Source organism: Aquibium pacificum (assembly GCF_040839445.1).
GTDB lineage: Bacteria > Pseudomonadota > Alphaproteobacteria > Rhizobiales > Rhizobiaceae > Aquibium > Aquibium pacificus.
The window spans coordinates 114,830-133,116 of sequence record NZ_JBDPGJ010000008.1 but is presented as its reverse complement, the minus strand read 5'-3'; the positions used below and the strand labels follow the sequence as shown (position 1 = coordinate 133,116).

The following is an 18,287-nucleotide window of genomic DNA, read 5'->3' as shown; positions in this document are numbered from 1 at the left end:
GGGCGTGCCTTAGTGCCTGCGCGCCAAACGCTCGAGGGTCTTTTCGGCGGAAAGCTCCTTGACCGCATCCTTCCCGATCCAGCGTGCCGTCCTGTCCTCGCTTTCGGAAAGCTCTCGGGACAGCGCCAATGCCGGGGAGTGGAGTGCCATAGAGCGTTTTCCGATCTGGCGCAGCGCCCAGTTGACGGCCTTCTTCACGAAGTTTCTCGGATCGGTGGAATGCTTCTCGATGAGCGGTAGCCAACCGGTGAAGGTGGCATCCGGCTCCTTCTTGAGATGCACGGCGCTCCAGGCCATCATCGCAAAGGCGGTGCGACGGACGAATTCGCGCTCGTCGGCGGCAAATTCCGGGATCAGGTGGAGCAGACCTGCCTCGGAGAAGAGGTCGGCGGCCGTGTCGACGATCTCCCAGGAATTGAAGTCACCGGCCCAGCGCCGCGCCTGGGCGGCATCGACGTTCTTCTTCTCCTCGGTGAAGCAGGCCAGCAGTCGCGCCTCGCGCGAGCCGCTGTCCCACAACTCCTTCGCGCGTTCGTGATCGCGGCCGATCCGTCGCGCGAGCGGGCGAAGCTCGGAATTGCCGACGCCGAAGGCCTTGTCGGTGACGATGCCGTAGTGCGCCATGCCCGCGCGGTTCTCCTCCGAACCGGTCGCGCGCAGATGATCGATCACCTGACCCGCGGTCCAGTCGGGCGAGGGGGCTGGCACGGACGCCAGGCTACTTCTGGAGCCGAGCCAGCAGCGAGGAGGTGTCCCAGCGCTTGCCGCCCATCGCCTGCACGTCCTTGTAGAACTGGTCGACCAGCGCCGTTACCGGCAGTCTGGCGCCGTTGCGGTTGGCCTCGGCGAGGCAGATACCGAGATCCTTTCGCATCCAGTCGACAGCGAATCCGAAATCGTACTTGCCGGCCATCATGGTCTTGTGGCGGTTCTCCATCTGCCACGAGCCGGCCGCGCCCTTGGAGATCACCTCGATGACCTTCTCGATGTCGAGCCCGGCCGCCGTGCCGAAGTGGATGCCTTCGGCGAGCCCCTGGACGAGGCCGGCGATGCAGATCTGGTTGACCATCTTGGTGAGCTGGCCGCTGCCGGCCGGCCCCATCAGGCCGACCATGCGGGCATAGGCCTCGATCACCGGCTTAGCCTTGTCGAAGGTCGCTTGGTCGCCGCCGCACATGACGGTGAGCACGCCGTTCTCCGCGCCCGCCTGGCCGCCTGAGACCGGCGCGTCGATGAAGCCGAATCCTCCGGCTTGCGCCGCGGTATCGAGTTCCCGGGCAACTTCGGCCGAGGCGGTGGTATTGTCGATGAAGATCGCGCCCGGCTTCATCGCGCCGAACGCGCCGCCGTCCGCGAGCGTCACCGAACGAAGATCATCGTCATTGCCGACACAGCAGAAGACGAAGTCCTTGTCGCGCGCCGCTTCGCCCGGCGTTGATGCGAAGGCGCCGCCATGTTCGGTCACCCACTTTTGCGCCTTGGCGCCCGTGCGGTTGTAGACGGTGACGTCGTGACCGCCCTTGTTCTTCAGGTGCCCGGCCATGGGGTAGCCCATCACCCCCAGGCCCAGAAATGCCACCTTCGCCATCGTCACGCCTCCCGTCTCATCCGAATGATGGGAGAAGGTCTATGCGAAGGGGCGGGAAGGTCAAGGGAGGATCGGATCCTAGACCCGCCCACGCTCGATGGCCCGAACGCCGTTCACCGCTTCAGGTGTATCGTGATGCGGCGCTCGATCCAGTCGACGGCGTTGCGCAGCGTCTCCACGATGGCGAGATAGATGATCGCGGCCCAGAGATAGGTCTGGAAGTCAAAGGTGCGCGAATAGGCCCGCCGCGTCTCGCCCATCAGATCGTAGACGGTGATGATGGCGACGATGGCCGAGCCCTTGATCATCAGGATGATCTCGTTGCCGTAGGGTCGCAAGGCGACGATCAGAGCCTGCGGCAGGATGATCTTCTGGACGGTGCGGAATTTCGACAGGCCGAGTGCGGCGCTCGCTTCCCACTGGCCGTGCGAAATGCTTCCGACCGCGCCGCGCAGGATTTCAGCCTGGTAGGCGGCGGTGTTGAGGGTGAAGGCGAAGACGGCGCAGTACCAGGCCTCGCGGAAGAAGGTCCACAGCCCTACCGCCTCGAGTTCCGGCCGGAACGAGCCGAGGCCGTAGTAGACGAGGAAGGTCTGCGCGAGCAGCGGCGTGCCGCGGAAGAAATAGACGTAGCCGTAGGCGAGCGAGGCAACGACGGGGTTCCTGGAATCGCGGCCATAGGCGATCGGGATCGACAGCAGGGCGCCGAGCACGACCGATGTGCCGACCAGTTGCAGTGTCACAAGGAGCCCCGACAGATAGTAGGGGGCGTATTTTGCGTAGAGTTCGGGATCCCAGGCCGAGACGAGGTATGCGACGAGCCCTATTCCGCAGAGAACCCAAAAACCCATGACGGCAGTGCCGAGGATGCGCTGGCGCGTCCAGACCCTGGCCGGCGGCGGCGGCTTGACGACCTCGGCGCTGCTCGCGGCGGCTTCCGTCACCGCTGCACTCCTCCCTTGCCGACGCTGCGTTCGATGGCGTGGATGCCAAAGGAGGAGATGATGGCCAGCGCCAGATAGATCAGACAGGCGAAGCCGAAAAAGAGGAAGGCCTCCTTGGTCACGCGCGCCGCGACGCCGCTCTGGCGCAGGATGTCGGAAAGCCCGATGGCTGAGACGAGTGCCGTGTCCTTGAGCAGGATCAGCCAGAGGTTGGAGAGCCCGGGCAGCGCGATGCGGATAAGCTGCGGTAGGACGACGAGCCGCATCGTCTGCCAGTTCGACAGGCCGATGGAATAGCCGCCCTCGTACTGGCCGCGCGGGATGGCGCGGAAGGCCGACAGGAACACCTCGCTGGCATAGGAGGAGAAGACGACGCCGAGCGCGATCATGCCGGCGACGAAGCTGTTGATCTCCACGAAGGCAGTAGGGCTGAAGAGGCGCACGACCTGCTGCACCGCGATCTGGGCGCCGTAGAAGACGACGAACAGGGTCAGGAGTTCGGGCAGGCCGCGGAAGATGGTGGTGTATATGTTCCCGGCCAACCGCAGGGAACGCTCTTCGGACTGCTTCGCGAGCGCGACCATGAAGCCGAATGCCAGGCCGAGGGGAAGTGTTGCGAGCGCCAGCGAGACGGTGACGAATACGCCGAAGGCGATGTCGTCCAGCCACCCTTCCGGCCCCCAGCTGAGCAGCGTCCAAACGCTCTGCATCCGCCCGTCCCAGTCCCCCTTGCCCAGTGCCGGAAGAGATGCGGCAGCGGCCGAGACCGCCGCCGATCAGTCGGCGGAACTCAGGAGTCGCCGCCGTAGACGTCGAAGTCGAAGTACTTGTCGTTGATTTCCTTGTACTTCCCGCTGGCGCGGATGGCGTCGATCGCGGCGTTGAACTTCTCGACCAGCTCGGTCTCGCCCTTGCGGACCGCGATACCGGCTCCCGGACCGTGGATTTCGGCGACCGGCGTCACGGTGCCGACCAGCTTGCAGCACTCGCCTTCGGGGCTGTCCAGCCACTCCTGGAGTACCGACACGTCGTCGTTGACGGCGTCGAGGCGGCCGTTGGCGAGATCGAGCTGGTATTCCTGCGCAGTCGGATAGGCGCGGACCTCGCTGTCGGTATAGGTCTGTTCGGAATAGTTGAAGTGGGTGGTCGAACCCTGCACCCCGATCGTCTTTCCGCCGAGGTCTTCCTTGGTCACGCCTGCGATGTCAGTGTCTTTCGGCGCGGCAATGGCCGGCGGGGTGTTGTAGTACTTGTTGGTGAAGTCGACCTTCTCCATGCGTTCCGGCGTGATCGACATCGAGGCGATGATGGCGTCGAACTTGCCGGCCTGGAGCGCGGGGATGATGCCGTCCCATTCCTGTGTGACGAACTCGCATTCAGCGTTCATCTGCTCGCAGAGCGCCCGGGCGATGTCGATGTCGAAGCCTTCGAGCTTGCCGTCGGATGTCAAGTTGTTGAAGGGCGGGTAGGCGCCTTCGGTGCCGATCTTGAGCTGCATCTTGTCCTGGGCGCTGGCTGCGCCGATGGACAGGACGAGGGCGGCCGCCGAGACGGCGAGCGCCAGTCGGTTGTGGATACGCATGGTGTTCCTCATTGTTCTTTTCCCACTCTCGCGGCTGCCGCGCGGGGCGCCGCGTCTTTTTGGCCGCGGCGCGGTGCCGGGCCTTGGCGGCGATATTCCCATTGTTTGTCGCAGAAAAGCAATCGCAAAGCGGAAAACGGCATGCTGATGCAACGTTACCTCAAGCGAGGTTGAGCGCATCGGCGATGAAGTCGGCAATTGCCGCGATATCGTTCAGGTCGAAGACCGGCAGTTGCTCCTCTGGCAGCGCGTGGTCCGATGCGACGGCCATGACATTCGGGCTTGCCGGCGAAAGCGGACGCCGGTCCTTCGCCTCGATGCGGCGGGTCTCGATCTTGGGATGACCGTCCCGCTTGTATCCTTCGACGAGGACGATGTCGCAGGGGGAGAGACGGGCGAGCACCTCATCCAGCGAGGGCTCCCGTTCGCCGCGCAGTTCGTGGATCAGGGCCCAGCGGCGGCCCGAGACGATCGCGACCTCGCGTGCTCCGGCGGCGCGGTGGCGGAAGGAGTCCGTGCCCGGAACGTCGATGTCGAAGTTGTGGTGGGCATGCTTGACCGTCGCGACAGAATAGCCCCGCGCCTGGAACTCGGCGACGAGCCGTTCGGTGAGCGTCGTCTTGCCCGAGTTCTTCCAGCCCGTGATGCCGAAGACGCGCCGTTTCATCTATCGACCCAGAGGACCCGACACGCGGTCGACGTACATGCCATAGAGTGCCATGCAGCCGGCCGCGATGGAGGAGAGCAGCATGACCCAGAGAAGCGGATAGGGCCCGCTTTCCACGGTGAGGAATGCGCCCGAGACCACTGAAAGCGCCGCTCCGGCGCCAATCTGCATGGCGCCACCCAGACCCGAGGCAGATCCTGCGAGACGCGGGCGCACGCTCACGATACCGGCGACCGCGTTGGGCAAGGTAAGTCCGTTCCCCACGCCGACGAGCATGGCCGGGCCAAACAGCGAGAACGGATGGTAGTAACCCAGCCAGAACAGGACGATGGATGCCAAGCCGCCCACTGAGGCGAGGACGTTGCCCGAAAGCATCATGATGTTGATACCGACGCGCCCGGAGTAGCGACCGGTCATGTAATTGCCTATCATATAGCCGATCGAAATCAGCGCGAAATAGAGGCCATAGCCGGAGGGAGCCAGGCCGAGGATCTCGCTCGATACGAAAGGTCCACCGCCAAGGAACGCGAAAAACGCGCCGGAGGTGAAACCGGCGGTCAGCGTGTATGACCAGAAGCGGCGCGACTTCAGGAGCTCGGGATAGGCACTGAACTGGGCCGACAGGCTGGACGAGGGGAAATGGTTCGTCTCGTTCAAGTCGTAATAGACGATGGCCGTTGCCACGAGACCGAGGGCGAGCGTCAACACGAAGGTGGACTCCCAGCCGTATATCTCGTCCAGGAAGCCGCCGATGATGGGTGCGATCATCGGCACGAGCGCCATTCCCATGGTCACGTAGCCGATGCGGCTCGCCGCCTCGCCGGTTCCGACCGTATCGCGGATGACGGCGCGCGACAAAACCATTCCGGCGGCAGAAAAGCCCTGCAGCACGCGGCACACGAGAAGAAATTCGATGGTGGACGCGAAGATCGCCACGGCCGTGCTCGCCAGGAACACGGCAAAGCAACCCAGCATGACCGGCCTGCGGCCAAGCCGGTCGGACGCCGGGCCGATGAACAGCTGCAGTACGGCGGTCGAGGCCAGATAGAGAGAGACCATCAGTTGCACGATCGCGTAGTCGGCCGAGAAATGGCGCGCGATCGCGGGCAGCGACGGTAGAAACACGTTCATCGCCAGCGCCCCGGTGGAGGTGGCGATGACCAGGGTGAGGATGTGCGGCGAACGGATGGCCGGAGGCGTTGCGTCCATCACAGGCCGTCCGGCGCCATTGCCGGGCTGGTGCTCGCGGCCGCAGGCCTCGTGCGCCCGACAATCTGTTCACGGTAGAGCGCGTAGAGGCCCGAACCGATGATGATCGTAGCGCCGACGCTCATCGCCGCGTCGGGCACGTCTCCGAATACGAGATACCCGAGCAGGATGGCCCAAAGCAGGCCGGTGTAGCGGAATGGCGCAATGTAGGAGATGTCGCCCGTGCGCATCGACAGGATGATGAACTGGTAGCCGAAGAGCAGGAGCACGGCGGCGCCGAAGAGAAGACCGGCATCCGCGAGTTCCACCGGCGTCCAGCCGCCATAGGGCACCACGAGCGCGGCTCCAGTGATCGAGACGGCGCAGGCTGTCACGGTCGAGACGAACAGCGAAGGCACTTCGGCGTCGATGCGCTTGGTGGCGAGGTCGCGCACAACGCAGGCAAGGACGCAGCCCAGCGCAAACAGGGAATAGACGCTGAAGCCTTCCAGTCCCGGCCGCACGATCACGAGGACCCCGGCAAAGCCGACGCCGATCGCCAGCCAGCGCCTCCAGCCGACCGGCTCGGAAAACAACAGCGCCGCTCCCATGGTCACGCCGAGCGGCAGCGCCTGGAGGATGGCGGAGACGTTGGCGATCGGAAGATGCGCGAGTGCGGTCAGGAAGCAGAGCGTCGCGACCACCTCGCCGACAGCGCGAAGGACCATCCAGCGGTCGAGCATGTGGCGCGGGACCCGGAAAGCCCCCCTGTGCCACGCGAGAACACCAATCAGGACGGTCGCGAACACCCCACGGATGAGCATGATCTGCGCCATGTTCATGGAATCGCTGACGACCTTCGTCAGGACGTCGTTCATGGTGAACCCCGCCATGGAGACCGCCATGAAGAGCGCGCCGCGCAGATTGGGAGAGAGGGCCAAGGGTGCTTCAATCCGTTTGTCACGGCATGTAGCACCGGGCGTTGATTTCGCAACCGTCAATGAGTGGGCCAGAAGAGGCGCAAGGAAAGCGCCTCGATGGGATAGTCAGGGTCCTTCGAGGCTTGAACCCAGCTTGCCGGTCAGCGGATCGTATTTGTCCCGCAGCGTGGGCGGGTATTTGAGCAGCATCGCGTGGATGACGGAGTCGGCGCCGAACTCGAAGCGATAGTAGAAGATCTTTCCCTCCTCGTAGCCCGAGAGGACCACCCAGTCGTCCGCGACCCGGCGGTAAGTCACCTCGAATTCGCCCTGGCCCTGGCTCGCCTGATCGGCGAATTCCGTAGGAGAGAGGTTCAACGCATTGTTGGAGGCGTAGACGGCAAGGCTGGCGCCATCGGCCGACAGCCACGTCATCCCGTCGCCGTTTGCGGGCGCCTCCATCTGGTCCGAAAAAACCTCGGCGGGGAAGGAAAGCGAGGTCCCGAAGCGCGCGTTGCGGTAGGTCAGGGTGTCGGCGAGCGCGGGGGCAGCCGCGAGCGCCACGGACGCAAGAATGACGAATCTGCGGGCGAGGGCCATGATCATCCTCCGGTCACGCTCATGTGCCGGGACACCGACGGCCGGTTCGTGCGCCGGTCGATGACGAAGTCGTGCCCCTTCGGCTTGCGCCCGATCGCCTCGTCGATGGCGCGCGAGAGGAGTTCGTTGCCTTCCGAAGCTCGCAACGGCGCGCGCAGGTCGGCGGCATCCTCCTGGCCGAGGCACATGTAGAGCGTGCCCGTACAGGTAAGCCGCACACGGTTGCAGCTCTCGCAGAAATTGTGCGTCATCGGCGTGATGAAGCCGAGCCGGCCGCCGGTCTCGGCGACCTCGACGTAACGGGCAGGGCCCCCGGTCTTGTAGGGAGTGTCGGTTAGGGTGAACTGCCGCTCCAGGTTCGCGCGCAGCAGAGACAACGGCAGGTACTGGTCGGTACGGTCGGCGTCGATCTCGCCCATCGGCATGGTCTCGATGACGGTCAGGTCCATGCCGCGCCCGTGCGCCCAGCGCATCAGGTCTGGCATCTCGGCGTCGTTGAAGCCCTTGAGTGCCACGGCGTTGATCTTGACGGCAATACCCGCGGCCTGCGCGGCGTCGAGGCCCTGCATGACGCGCGCGAGATCGCCCCAGCGGGTGATCGTGCGGAACTTCACGGGATCGAGCGTATCCAGCGAGACGTTGATCCGCTTCACGCCGCACGCTGTAAGTTCGCCTGCGAAGCGGGCGAGTTGCGAACCGTTGGTGGTGAGAGTGAGTTCGCGTAATGCGCCGCTTTCGAGATGGCGTGACAGCTGGCGGACAAGGTGCATGATGTTCTTGCGCACCAGCGGCTCGCCGCCGGTCAGCCGCAGCTTCCGGACGCCCTTCTCGACGAAGGTGGTGCAGAGCCGATCGAGTTCCTCCAGCGAGAGCAGGTCCCGCTTGGGCAGGAAGGTCATGTCCTCGGCCATGCAATAGGTGCAGCGGAAGTCGCACCGGTCCGTGACCGACACTCTCAGATAGTCGATCGACCGCCCGAACGGGTCGATCATCGTGCTTGCGCCGAAATCCATCGCTTCCTTCCCTGGACGCCCGAAGGCGGTCTCCGGACCTGAATGTCGTGCCCGGATGGCCGGTCGTCAAGTCATGGTCAGGCGATTCGCTGTATCCGAAGCAATATAACCATCGCCGCGGCTGCGGCTGCGCCGCTGCACACATCCGGAGTGGCGCCGGGCCGATCGGGGAAAGTGCTTCAGGACTTTTCCGGCATTGACGCGCGGATGATGGCGCGCAGGAGGAGGCGGAGGTCTTCTTCGGCTGCCTTCCGCTCCGCGCCGAGCGCGATCTGGAGCCTCAGGAGCCGCTTGGCCATGCGGTGCCAATATTCGACGGCTTCCGGTCTTCGTTTTCGCGACAAAGCCCTCGCCACCCTGGAAATCAACTCCGCGCGCTCGTGAAGTGGAAGGACGCTGCCCATGTGCCCAAGCCCCGACTCACCCCGTGCTTCGGAAGGTTACATTAGGGTAGTATGCCATCAAACGGATCAGGCCTTGCCCGAGGCTTGAGGCGGGTGTTTCCACAGTATATCCGGCCCGGAACCGGCAGACGGGCACCTGGACCACCGGCGCGGGCGGTAATTGTATCGCAGTCATGGTATCGCTAGGCTCGGTACAGAAGTCGGGATACGTCGAAGATGCAGGACCGCACCGCCGGGCCGATCCGTCTGCGGGTGAAGAGTAAGCGGCTGCCCGCGGCGGTATCAGGCTGGCTGGGGCGGCAATTCGACCGACTACTCGGCTTCGAGCGCTTCAACGCGATCTATGCGGGCTCTGCCGCGTTCACGTCCACGGCGCTTTCCCGCCACTTCCTCGACCGCCTGGACATGCGGGTGGAGACCGATGGAGAACCGCTGTCCCGCGTGCCGGCGGAAGGGCCGCTGCTCTTCGTCGCCAATCATCCGCACGGGCTGGTCGATGGTTTCCTATTGGATACGCTCGTCACCCCAACGCGGCCCGACAGCCGGTTGATGGCATTCTACGTGCTGGGAGACGTGCCGGAGTTTCGCGAGCGTCTGATCACGGTCGATCCGGAGCGGAAGCGCTCCAGGCGCAGGCGCAACCTGCGCGGCTGGCGCGAAGCCTACCGGCTGCTGTCGGACGGCGGCTCGCTGGTGGTGTTCCCGGCCGGCGCGGTGGCCCGTTTCGACTGGGCGGAGCGCCGGCCGCGCGATCCCGAATGGAGCCCGCATATCGCCGCGCTCGCTCGCCGCACGGGAGCGGCCGTCATGCCGATTCACATCCATGGCCGCAACACGTGGCCGTTCCTGTTCCTCGGCTCGATCTCCCCGAAGCTGCAGAACCTCTTCCTGTTTTCGGAGATGTACCGGACGCGCGGCCGGGTCCTGCGCATCACGGCCGGACCGTTAATCGGCGCCGACGAGCTCGCCGCCTTGCCGAGCAACGACGCGGCGATCGCTTATCTGCGCGCCAGGACCGAGGCTCTGGCCAACGCGTGATCGCGGCGGGCCGTTTCAGCCGTGCCGGACGAGCTTGAGGATGTTGCCACTCACCGGCGCCGCCGAAAAGGCCCCGTCGCGCGGCTCCACCGTCATCGGCACTCCGGCGCTCGGGCAGAGCGTCAGGCGGTAGATGACGTCGATCTTCGAATGCGGCACGAGCGCGACGCGGTGGCGCTGGACGATGCGCGCGAGGATCATCTTCATCTCCAGCGTGGCGAAGGCATACCCGAGGCAGAGCCTGGGGCCGGCGCTGAAGGGAATGTAGTCATAGGGGCCGGGTCGGTCGCGCATCCAGCGGGCCGGATCGAAGACATCCGGCTCCGGGAAGACCGTCGGCTCCCGATGGCTCATGAAGGCACTCATGATGACGCGGTCGTCGCGCCTGAGCTGCAGTCCGAGCGCATCGGTCGGGGCGGCGACCGTGCGCAGCGTGTGATGCACTGGCGGCAGCAGGCGCAACGTCTCGCGCAATACGCCGTCGAGCAGCGGCATGGCGTCGATCTCGCCGGTTGCGGGCGGCCATGCCGTGAGTTTCGACGCCACCTCCCGGTCGAGCGCGGCGGCGACCGCCGGGTTCTGGGCGAGGAGATACATCGCCCAGGCAAGCGTGCTCGCCGTGGTGAGGAATGACGCGCCGTGGAGGATGACCGAATGCGCGACCAACTCGTCGTCACTCATGGCGAAGTCCTTGTCGCCATGCGCTCCGATAAGCTGGGACAGAAGGTCCTTGCCGGGCGCTCCGGCACTGCGCCTTTCCTCGATCAGCTGCCGCACAGCGGCTTCCAGCGTCTCGGCGTGACGCAGCAGTCGTCGGACGAGAGCACCGGGAAGCGACGGCCGCAGCTTGAGGGTGCGAACCTCGACGTCGAGCGTGATCCAGTCCCGGATCAGCATGCAGATGGCCAGAGACCGTTCGAAATCGGCTTCGCCGAACAGGAGGTGCGCGGCGATCCAGTTCGAGAGCGTCAGCATCTCGTGATAGGCGTCGATGGGTTTCCCCACTTCCCACCGGTCGAGGACCTGATCGATCAGGCCGGCGATCGCGGGCGCATAGGAGGCGACGGCGAGCCTGGACAGCGGCGGCTGCATGACGCGGCGATGCCGGTTATGCTCATCGCCATGCATGGCGAAGATACTCTTTCGCATGCGCCGCTGCGCGGAACCTCGCGGCCCCCTCAGCACCTGTCCGCCGGGCCGGAAGAGGTCCGGCTGCCCGAAGACAATGCGGTTGGGCACCGCGCCGAAGGCCATGACGTGCTGCCGGCCGCCCTTCCAGAACGGCAGCGGGTTGCCCAGGCCACCGACCGGCCCGTAGATCTCGCGCGCGTCCAGATAGCAGGAAATGGGATCCCGCAGGTACTGTGCGTACCAGCGCCAGGTCTGATGGCCGTAGAGGACGTAAGGCTTGCGGACCGTCTCGGAGCTTCCGGTCATCCGTCCGCCCCGCGCAGAAACCGGTGCGGGTGCTGCCCGGGCAGTGGCGACCGGATGATCCGGATCGTCAACGACATGGCAGCCGCCTTCTTCGTCATGTTTGTACGCCCCCGCGGAACTGCCTTGCCCTCAGGGTTCGGTGGCAGTCCAATAATTGGGATTAGGCAGGTTTGGCGGGGGCGTCAAGAAAAGCGCGGGGATGGGCTGCGCGAAGACCGTCTGGGTCTGCCGGTCCGTCGAAGGGGTGTAGCCGCTTGAGGCGATGATGAATAGGTGACTTCCGCCGTCAGGCGTTAGACGCGTCGTTCTGCAGGTTCCGCGGCAACGGCTGGCTCGAGCATTCCATGTGCACGTTGCGGGCGAGGCGCCTTCGCTGCTTTTCGGAATTCTCCTTGGTGGCGGCCGCCATCGCGAGCCCATATGGACCGAGGAGTAGTGCGACCCCAACGTTGAGGTTCTTGTCCTTGTATTCCGCGGCCCTCACGCGGGCCTTCTCGCACTCCGGCGTCTGCCACTTCGGGTCGCTCGTGGGCAGCGTGGCGGCATAATCGGCGGGAAGGCTCGTGCACCCGGCAATCGTTGCCATCAACAGGCAGGCCGTTCCCTTCGACAGTCGCTTCATGCCCATCATGTCCCCGGTTCCGCGCCCGTTTCGATTGGCGCGTGTGATGACAATGGGATTGGTCGTGCGAAAAAATCATTAACGGGGCAGCATTCGTGGCAAAAAGGGTCAGGCATCCAATCCCCTTTCGCGTTTCGAGCCGGGGATGGGAAGGCACTCTACGCCGCGATCGATCAGAATGACTGGAACAGTGGACGGTCGAAGTAAGCGGCGTGCGAAGACTGGTCAGAAGAAGGCGCGGCTCGTTGGCGTGGCCGGCGATCTGGGAACTGAAACAGGAGGTGGAGGCGGGCGGCCAACCGCGTGAACAGATGGCGACAACGAATCCTGCCCAAAGGTAGGGATCTCCTGTGCGCGCTCATGAAGGAGAGAGAAGGTGCCGATCTGTCTAGCGAGAGATTTGGGTTCTGAGTTGCTGGAATAGCCAGTTGCACGAGCGATAAGGCCACCCCAGAAGGGTTCCGGCGGCAATGCCGCCGGAACCTGCAGGTGGTTATCCCTGGTCGTTCATCTGCCGCTGAACGACCTGAGTCAGAGCTTCAGAAGAGGAGGTGGCATCGCAGACTGCGCCGCCTTCGTCCTTCTTGTCAGACGCAAGGACGTTCGCGGCGACGCCGCATACGTTCGCTGCTACTCCGACCGGCACCTGCACCGTCACCGGGATCTCAGAGACGTTGACGTTCAGATCAGATGCGATCTCCTGCAGGACTACGTCACCAAGCGTGACGTTCACGAGACCTTCCGACTGGCTGTTGTTGCCACCGCCAGCGTTGTTGCTCTGGGCGAAAGCGCTGCCGGAAATTGCCGCAGCGACCACGAGGGCGAGAGTGAATTTTTTGGACATTGGTTATTCTCCTGATTGTTATGGAGCCTGGAGGCTCATGTCCCAACGGACGCTCAACTCGGCGCCCCCGTCCCTGTTCCCCACACAAGTCGTTGCACGATGTTAGCGAAACTTGATTTCGGCTCACAAAAACCAGCACCCCCGCGGGCGCGCTCCGCTACTCGCGCACCCGACGGGATTCGAATCTTTGACGTCGGCCTTCAAACGGCTGCTGAATTTCATGTCCGGCCTCTGGCGGTTGATGCGCTGTGGCGCTTCGGGTTTGAAGCAGACGATGCCGCGCCGGTCCGTCCAGCACTTCTTCTCGGCAAATTGCCCCCCGCACAAAGACGCCGCTGCGGCTACGGTTTTAGTATGTACACCTAGGCCAAAGCGCTTCTTCGCCGTAGAATCGGCATATCGTGTGTGAGAGGGTCGAGTCTTGCGGCGCGGCTCGGGATATAAGGTGGTAGCCTGAACAACGGCAGGGCCAAGTGCGGCGGTCGATGCGTCTTAGGGCCAGGCTGCATCCGCGGGTGGCACCTTCATACATCGCTCCCGACCTCCAGCGAATGTTGATGTGGCGTCAGGACTTGCCTACTCGGGAAGCCCCGCCTTGCGCATTGCCGCTTCGAATTGCTCCATAAGTCTTGGTCGCACCACTTCCATTCGAACGAAAGCTGCGATCGTCCAGTTGGCCTCCAAATCGAGTAGCCTTGCAGCCGCCGCTCGCGCCAGGTCCATGCGGTCGTGGCTGGCCCAACTAGCGACTAGCGTGGCGTGAAGGATGCTGAAAGCGGGGTTTACTTGGATACCTAAGTTCGAGAACTTCGCAGCGTCGGCATATTCTTGGCGAAAGAAGTGCACCCAGGCCAAGGCGAGATAGGAGTGATAGTTCATCGGATCAAATGGACTGAGGCGGAGTGCCTTGGAAGCGTGATCGCACGCTCTTTCATAGTTTTCGCTGAACATATGCACCATTGCGCTGAACCCATAAGCGAGCGCCGAGTTGGGGTTCAGCGTCAGGGCCCGTTCCAGCGCCGAGATGGCTCGATCATGGTCTCGTGTGATCGTCGCCTGCACGAATGCTCCGAGAGACAACGGCAACGGATCGTCGAGACCCAGAGCCAATGCAATGTTGGCGTGTCTGAGCGCCGCAGTCCGGTCTTCGGCGTTGAAGCCTCGACGCAAGAAGCGCTGTTCATAACCCCAGGCGGCATAGCCATGCGCCGAAGCGAAGTCCGGATCCAAGCTCAAGGCTTCGCGCAATAGGCGCAACGCGCAGTCGTTGTCTCCCGGCGTATTGGCGTGCACATGCGGGAGCGCGCGCAAATAGATGTCGTAGGCATCGAGACTGCCCGGCCTTTTCCCGCGTGCGCGTTCGATCTCAGCGCGCCGAAGTGTCGGCTCGAGCGCTCCTATGATACTCTCGGTCAGTCGGTCCTGCAGGTCGAAAATGTCCTCAATCGCTCCCTCGAACTTATCAGCCCAGACATGGGTGGCGGCTTCGCCCTCGATCAGCTGCCCGGTAATCCGGAGCCTGTCTCCGGCGCGTCGAACGCTTCCCTCCATCACGTAGCGGACGCCGAGTTCCTTCGAGATCTGTCTTATGTCCACCGGTCTTCCTTTGTAAGCGAAGCTGGAATTCCGAGCGATGACGAAAAGACTGGGAATCTTCGACAATCCTGTGATGATGTCCTCTACGAGCCCATCGGCGAAATACTCCTGCTCGGGATCACCGCTCATATTGGTGAAGGGAAGCACGGCGATCGATGGTTTGTTCGGAAGGTCGTGCTGCCTATGGTCGGGGTCGGAGCGTGCATCCTGGTCCCAGACGATACTATAGACCGGCACCGCCCCGACGATGTTTTTAAGGCGACGGGTACCAAGGGGTCTTATGGGAAAGGCGACGAGCTTTTCGATCTCGCGAGCTATTTTTTCCGAAGCGCAGATGCCACCGGGGTCGGCCAGTTCCTGTAGTCTCGCGGCCAAGTTGACGCCCTCGCCGTAGCGATCGTCGCCATCGACAATGACTTCACCCAGATTCAAACCGATCCGGAATTCTATCCGCTCGTTGGCTCCCACCTTCTGGTTGCGGTCCGCCATCGCTCCCTGAAGCGAAGCCGCACACTCCACAGCATCCAAGACGCTGGAGAATTCTGCGAGGATGCCGTCGCCCATCAGCTTGAAGATCCGACCGCGCCTTCGAGTGATGTTTGGTTCGACCAACTCGTTGCGGATTGCGATCAAACGCTCGAAGGTTCCGGACTCGTCACGCTCCATTAGCGACGAATAGCCAACCACGTCAGCCGATAGAATTGCTGCAAGCCGCCGTTCCAAAGAAGCCTCTCGGAAGCCCAGTTCCCCGCAAGATACCATAGGCACAGCAGAATACATTAGCCCTCGCGAACAGCAGCACGCGAGCGACTGCAACCGCGCCAAGAGCTGTAAGGCGAAAGGCTACACTTACCTCATGACACCGCTGCTCAGGCGCCCGCGTTGAGGCTGCACGTCCGTGATAAGTCGACGCATTGAACCGCCCCGAATTTGCCGGAGGCCGTTCTTCCGAGTCACGCGGCCATGGCTGGTTCTTCCAGCATCGCGTGGTAGCGCTCCTCGGCTTCGGCCAGCGGGATGTTGCCGAACCTCCGGCAAAACAGCATCAGTTTATACTGCCGCTTCACCATGCATCGGTCGATGCGAGCTGGATGCGTCACTCGGAACCCGAAGCGCCGTCGGCCATTACGGACGCAGCAACCTCAATGTAGACAGCTGAAGGGACGCGTCCGACTCAGTCGCTGAGCCGTGAAGCCGTACTGTGCCATGACTATCGCCAAACTATTGCCCGCAGTTCTTGTAGCCACATCGCTTACAACCAGCGCAGGTGCGGTCGTTCGAGAGTCACCATGTCAGCCACAGTTTGCGCCGCGCTCGCCAGATGTCCGCGTTCGGCTGGCGCAGGCTGTAGCCGCCGCACGTGGTGATGGATGCGACGGGTTCATGGCTACCCGCGGCGGGGATTGTCGGAATCATTCTATCAGAATGGCTCGACTTCAGACAGAAGTGACCGCTTCTCCTCGTACCGAAGTCCGGACCCGGCGGGAACAGTGCCGAACCAAACGAAGGAGCAGTGCAAGCGCCGAGCTGAATAGGGGCCCCATTCTCAGCAAACCGCTTCGCAGCATGGAAAGCACTGGGGACCTGCAGGAGTGGGAGCGAATTTCCGCACCACATCCGATACCACCCGCACGCCAGAACGTCCGCTTGGTGGGACAAAAATTCCTTGCAACGCCTGAAGAAGAATTTGATTTTGAGCGGATCGCCCGCAGCCAGACCGATCCCTTCAACGACGCTTTGGTCAGTGTCGTCGCTTGGGTTGGAGGATCCGTCCCGACGACCGCCGTTGCCCAGGAGGGAACAGGCGAGGACGATCTACAACAACTCGCAAGCGCGGAGTAGTCGAGCGCGTGGCTCGTTGGCGATGCTTATTCAGATTTGGCCGCAACAATCGCCACTGTCTCCCGACATCTACGTGTGCTTCGGGCGAAATGGCGTCGCGATTCCGGTGATGTGCGGAATCGTCGTCGCAGGGTCCGCAGACTGATCCATCATGGAAATGTATCGTCCGGAAGATCACTGTTGAGGGCTGCATGCAGTCGGCCGACTACAACGCGCCGAAGGCTTCGCGCTTCCGGAGCTCAACCTCAACCTCGGCCAGCCCCGCCGAAACGAGCCAAAAGCCCGCAAAGCTCGGATGCGATCCGGTCGTCAAGTGCCGCGCATTCGCTTTCCAGCCGGTCGCATGTCGACCAGTGCGTTCCCTTCGGCTTTTGCTCCGCGTCCCACAGCGGCAGCGATTGCCTGACCCGCTAGGCCCATCACACTCTCGGATTTACCCGAAATCTTGTGGCACGTTTAGCTGTCGCGGAGCTGGTCGTGAATTCCGCCACCCTTCCACTCCGTCGGGACATGCAGATCACGACGCTGAGAGAGCAACCTGCATCCCGCGATCGGGACCCTTTAGTTTGCTTTTCGGTAGAGCGTGTTGCCGCGTGGAGCGACATTGTCGAACTTCCCACCACCGGGTGTGACGACACGCCCGTTTATCGTGCAGGTCTTCGTCGTTTCCTTCCGGCAGTTGGAAACCTGGCCTCCTGTGGTATCGCACTTGGTAGCCGTGCAACTCTCGCAGCTGGCTTTCTCTCCCTTTATAGTCTCTGTACTCGAGGTGCATGTTGCTCCGGGATCGCCGCGCTTGACTTCGGCCTTGGCTACCCCGCCCGCCATCGAGACAGCCAGGATGCCAAGGATGATCGAGTAGCGAAGGTGGTCCATTCTCGTTTTCCTTTTTGGTGAATGGTCCTTTCTTTCGACTTGGCGCGCGTCATCCGTCGCCAGGTTTCGAGAATTTCGCCATCTCCTCCGTTGCCTAGCCATTAGGCGCCTGAATCTGGAGGAACGCGAGTCAATTGAGCAAGTGACCTTACCGACTGCCGCGCACGAAAGCGCCGCGATTTTCCGGTGGTTCGCGTACTATCTGCTCACTGACAAAGCCTAGTGAAGGCTCAATTTTAGCTAAGTCTTTGATTTTATTGGTGAGCGCGCAGGGGCTCGAACCCTGGACCTACTGATTAAAAGTCAGTTGCTCTACCGGCTGAGCTACGCGCTCCCGACGGGCGGCGGCCGCCCCGGAAAGTGCGGCGGAACATAGGGAGCAAGGCTTCGCCGGTCAACCGCAAATCCCGATCGGCCTGGCCCCCGGAAAGCCGGTGCGAAACGCTGTAGCCAACGGGACGGCAGGATGGGCGCAGGCAACGGGATCATCGATCCGCGCCCGTGGCGGTTCGCACGGGAATGCCGCAAGGGGTGGTCGCGTCGGCGCTGAAGCGTCAGCTGGCAGTTTCGTCGACGGTGTTGCGTCTCCGTGCGCGAAAATGCCGGGCGCTTCGCCAGGAGGCGCGGCCCATCCTGCCCGTCGCAAAGAGCATCAGCGAGGTGAAGACGAAGCCGAGCAGGCCCCAGCCGAGGCCGGCCAGCGTCACCGGCACGGCCGGCTGGAACTCGCGCCAGGTCCCTTCGAGAAGTTCGCCGTCGCCTCTGGTAAGGACCAGCGGTTGCAGGAGCGGCGGGCTTTCGACGAAATCGCCGCGCTGCCGCGAGAGGCGATCCAGGCGTTCTATCGACCGTCTGGCGCTTTGGCCTCTCGTGCGGAACAGCGTATCGGACGCCCGGTCGTGCCGCTCCAGGGCTTGCTGCCGCGACAGCCCGCTGGCCGACGCATCCCGATCGAAGCCCTCCACGGTGCGCGTCAGTTCTTCCACCGCGCCACCGATGCGCTGGCGATACTGCTGCGCGAACTCGGGAAGCTGCGACGCGCATACGGCCCCGAGGATCGAGCCGGCGAAGACGAGGTTTTGCGAGACGGCACCCATTTTCGACCTATCTCCGGCCAAGCGAACTG

At 63.3% G+C, this 18,287-nt stretch carries 18 protein-coding genes and 1 tRNA gene; 2 read left to right on the top strand and 17 right to left on the bottom strand.

The annotated features are described in order from the left end of the window. Window positions 1-9 precede the first annotated feature (9 nt). The 11 genes from ABGN05_RS26795 to ABGN05_RS26745 form a co-directional block, all read right to left on the bottom strand. Window positions 10-708, bottom strand: coding sequence for a DNA alkylation repair protein (locus ABGN05_RS26795; protein WP_367957090.1), 699 nt, complete (start codon window positions 706-708; stop codon window positions 10-12). 10 nt (window positions 709-718) lie between these two features. Next, the gene (locus ABGN05_RS26790; protein WP_367957089.1) at window positions 719-1,588 is read right to left on the bottom strand and encodes an NAD(P)-dependent oxidoreductase; all 870 of its coding nucleotides are present in this window, start codon (window positions 1,586-1,588) and stop codon (window positions 719-721) included. Window positions 1,589-1,701: 113 nt separating this feature from the next. Then, entirely contained in the window at window positions 1,702-2,532 is an 831-nt protein-coding gene (locus tag ABGN05_RS26785; RefSeq protein ID WP_367957088.1) for an ABC transporter permease, read from the bottom strand. Beyond that, window positions 2,529-3,242 (bottom strand): ABC transporter permease, encoded by a 714-nt coding sequence (locus tag ABGN05_RS26780; RefSeq protein WP_367957087.1) that lies wholly within the window; start codon window positions 3,240-3,242, stop codon window positions 2,529-2,531. Before ABGN05_RS26780 ends, ABGN05_RS26785 begins: the two co-directional genes overlap by 4 nt. A gap of 80 nt (window positions 3,243-3,322) precedes the next feature. After that, window positions 3,323-4,114, bottom strand: coding sequence for an ABC transporter substrate-binding protein (locus ABGN05_RS26775; RefSeq protein WP_367957196.1), 792 nt, complete (start codon window positions 4,112-4,114; stop codon window positions 3,323-3,325). Between the two features lie 160 nt (window positions 4,115-4,274). Next, on the bottom strand, window positions 4,275-4,781 hold the full coding sequence (gene mobB, locus ABGN05_RS26770; RefSeq protein ID WP_367957086.1) for a molybdopterin-guanine dinucleotide biosynthesis protein B: 507 nt from the start codon (window positions 4,779-4,781) through the stop codon (window positions 4,275-4,277). Next, window positions 4,782-5,990 (bottom strand): multidrug effflux MFS transporter, encoded by a 1,209-nt coding sequence (locus ABGN05_RS26765; protein ID WP_367957085.1) that lies wholly within the window; start codon window positions 5,988-5,990, stop codon window positions 4,782-4,784. Next, window positions 5,990-6,910: a DMT family transporter gene (locus tag ABGN05_RS26760; protein ID WP_367957084.1), complete on the bottom strand. Its 921-nt coding sequence runs from the start codon at window positions 6,908-6,910 to the stop codon at window positions 5,990-5,992. Before ABGN05_RS26760 ends, ABGN05_RS26765 begins: the two co-directional genes overlap by 1 nt. A gap of 105 nt (window positions 6,911-7,015) precedes the next feature. After that, entirely contained in the window at window positions 7,016-7,489 is a 474-nt protein-coding gene (locus tag ABGN05_RS26755; protein ID WP_367957083.1) for a hypothetical protein, read from the bottom strand. Window positions 7,490-7,491: 2 nt separating this feature from the next. Beyond that, complete coding sequence (moaA, locus tag ABGN05_RS26750) at window positions 7,492-8,481, bottom strand: GTP 3',8-cyclase MoaA (protein ID WP_367957195.1); 990 nt, start codon at window positions 8,479-8,481, stop codon at window positions 7,492-7,494. A gap of 200 nt (window positions 8,482-8,681) precedes the next feature. Then, complete coding sequence (locus ABGN05_RS26745) at window positions 8,682-8,906, bottom strand: DUF6074 family protein (protein WP_367957082.1); 225 nt, start codon at window positions 8,904-8,906, stop codon at window positions 8,682-8,684. A gap of 216 nt (window positions 8,907-9,122) precedes the next feature. Between ABGN05_RS26745 and ABGN05_RS26740 the strand changes: the two genes are divergently transcribed. Next, entirely contained in the window at window positions 9,123-9,944 is an 822-nt protein-coding gene (locus ABGN05_RS26740) for a lysophospholipid acyltransferase family protein (protein WP_367957081.1), read from the top strand. A 15-nt stretch (window positions 9,945-9,959) separates the two neighbouring features. Here the strand turns inward: ABGN05_RS26740 and ABGN05_RS26735 are convergent, their stop codons facing one another. The 4 genes from ABGN05_RS26735 to ABGN05_RS26720 all read right to left on the bottom strand — a co-directional run bounded on the left by ABGN05_RS26735 (window position 9,960) and on the right by ABGN05_RS26720 (window position 15,166). Then, a complete protein-coding gene (locus tag ABGN05_RS26735) occupies window positions 9,960-11,381 on the bottom strand; it encodes a cytochrome P450 (RefSeq protein WP_367957080.1) in 1,422 nt (473 codons plus the stop codon). A 286-nt stretch (window positions 11,382-11,667) separates the two neighbouring features. Continuing rightward, the gene (locus ABGN05_RS26730; RefSeq protein WP_367957079.1) at window positions 11,668-12,012 is read right to left on the bottom strand and encodes a hypothetical protein; all 345 of its coding nucleotides are present in this window, start codon (window positions 12,010-12,012) and stop codon (window positions 11,668-11,670) included. A gap of 484 nt (window positions 12,013-12,496) precedes the next feature. Then, the gene (locus tag ABGN05_RS26725; RefSeq protein WP_367957078.1) at window positions 12,497-12,847 is read right to left on the bottom strand and encodes a hypothetical protein; all 351 of its coding nucleotides are present in this window, start codon (window positions 12,845-12,847) and stop codon (window positions 12,497-12,499) included. Window positions 12,848-13,423: 576 nt separating this feature from the next. Further along, complete coding sequence (locus tag ABGN05_RS26720) at window positions 13,424-15,166, bottom strand: adenylate/guanylate cyclase domain-containing protein (RefSeq protein ID WP_367957077.1); 1,743 nt, start codon at window positions 15,164-15,166, stop codon at window positions 13,424-13,426. A gap of 927 nt (window positions 15,167-16,093) precedes the next feature. Between ABGN05_RS26720 and ABGN05_RS26715 the strand changes: the two genes are divergently transcribed. Beyond that, a complete protein-coding gene (locus ABGN05_RS26715; RefSeq protein WP_367957076.1) occupies window positions 16,094-16,285 on the top strand; it encodes a hypothetical protein in 192 nt (63 codons plus the stop codon). Between the two features lie 1,134 nt (window positions 16,286-17,419). On the opposite strand, the gene ABGN05_RS26710 is transcribed toward ABGN05_RS26715, so the two are convergent. Continuing rightward, window positions 17,420-17,495 (bottom strand) — tRNA-Lys (locus tag ABGN05_RS26710). 220 nt (window positions 17,496-17,715) lie between these two features. After that, a complete protein-coding gene (locus ABGN05_RS26705) occupies window positions 17,716-18,258 on the bottom strand; it encodes a DUF2937 family protein (protein ID WP_367957075.1) in 543 nt (180 codons plus the stop codon). Between the last annotated feature and the right edge of the window lie 29 nt (window positions 18,259-18,287).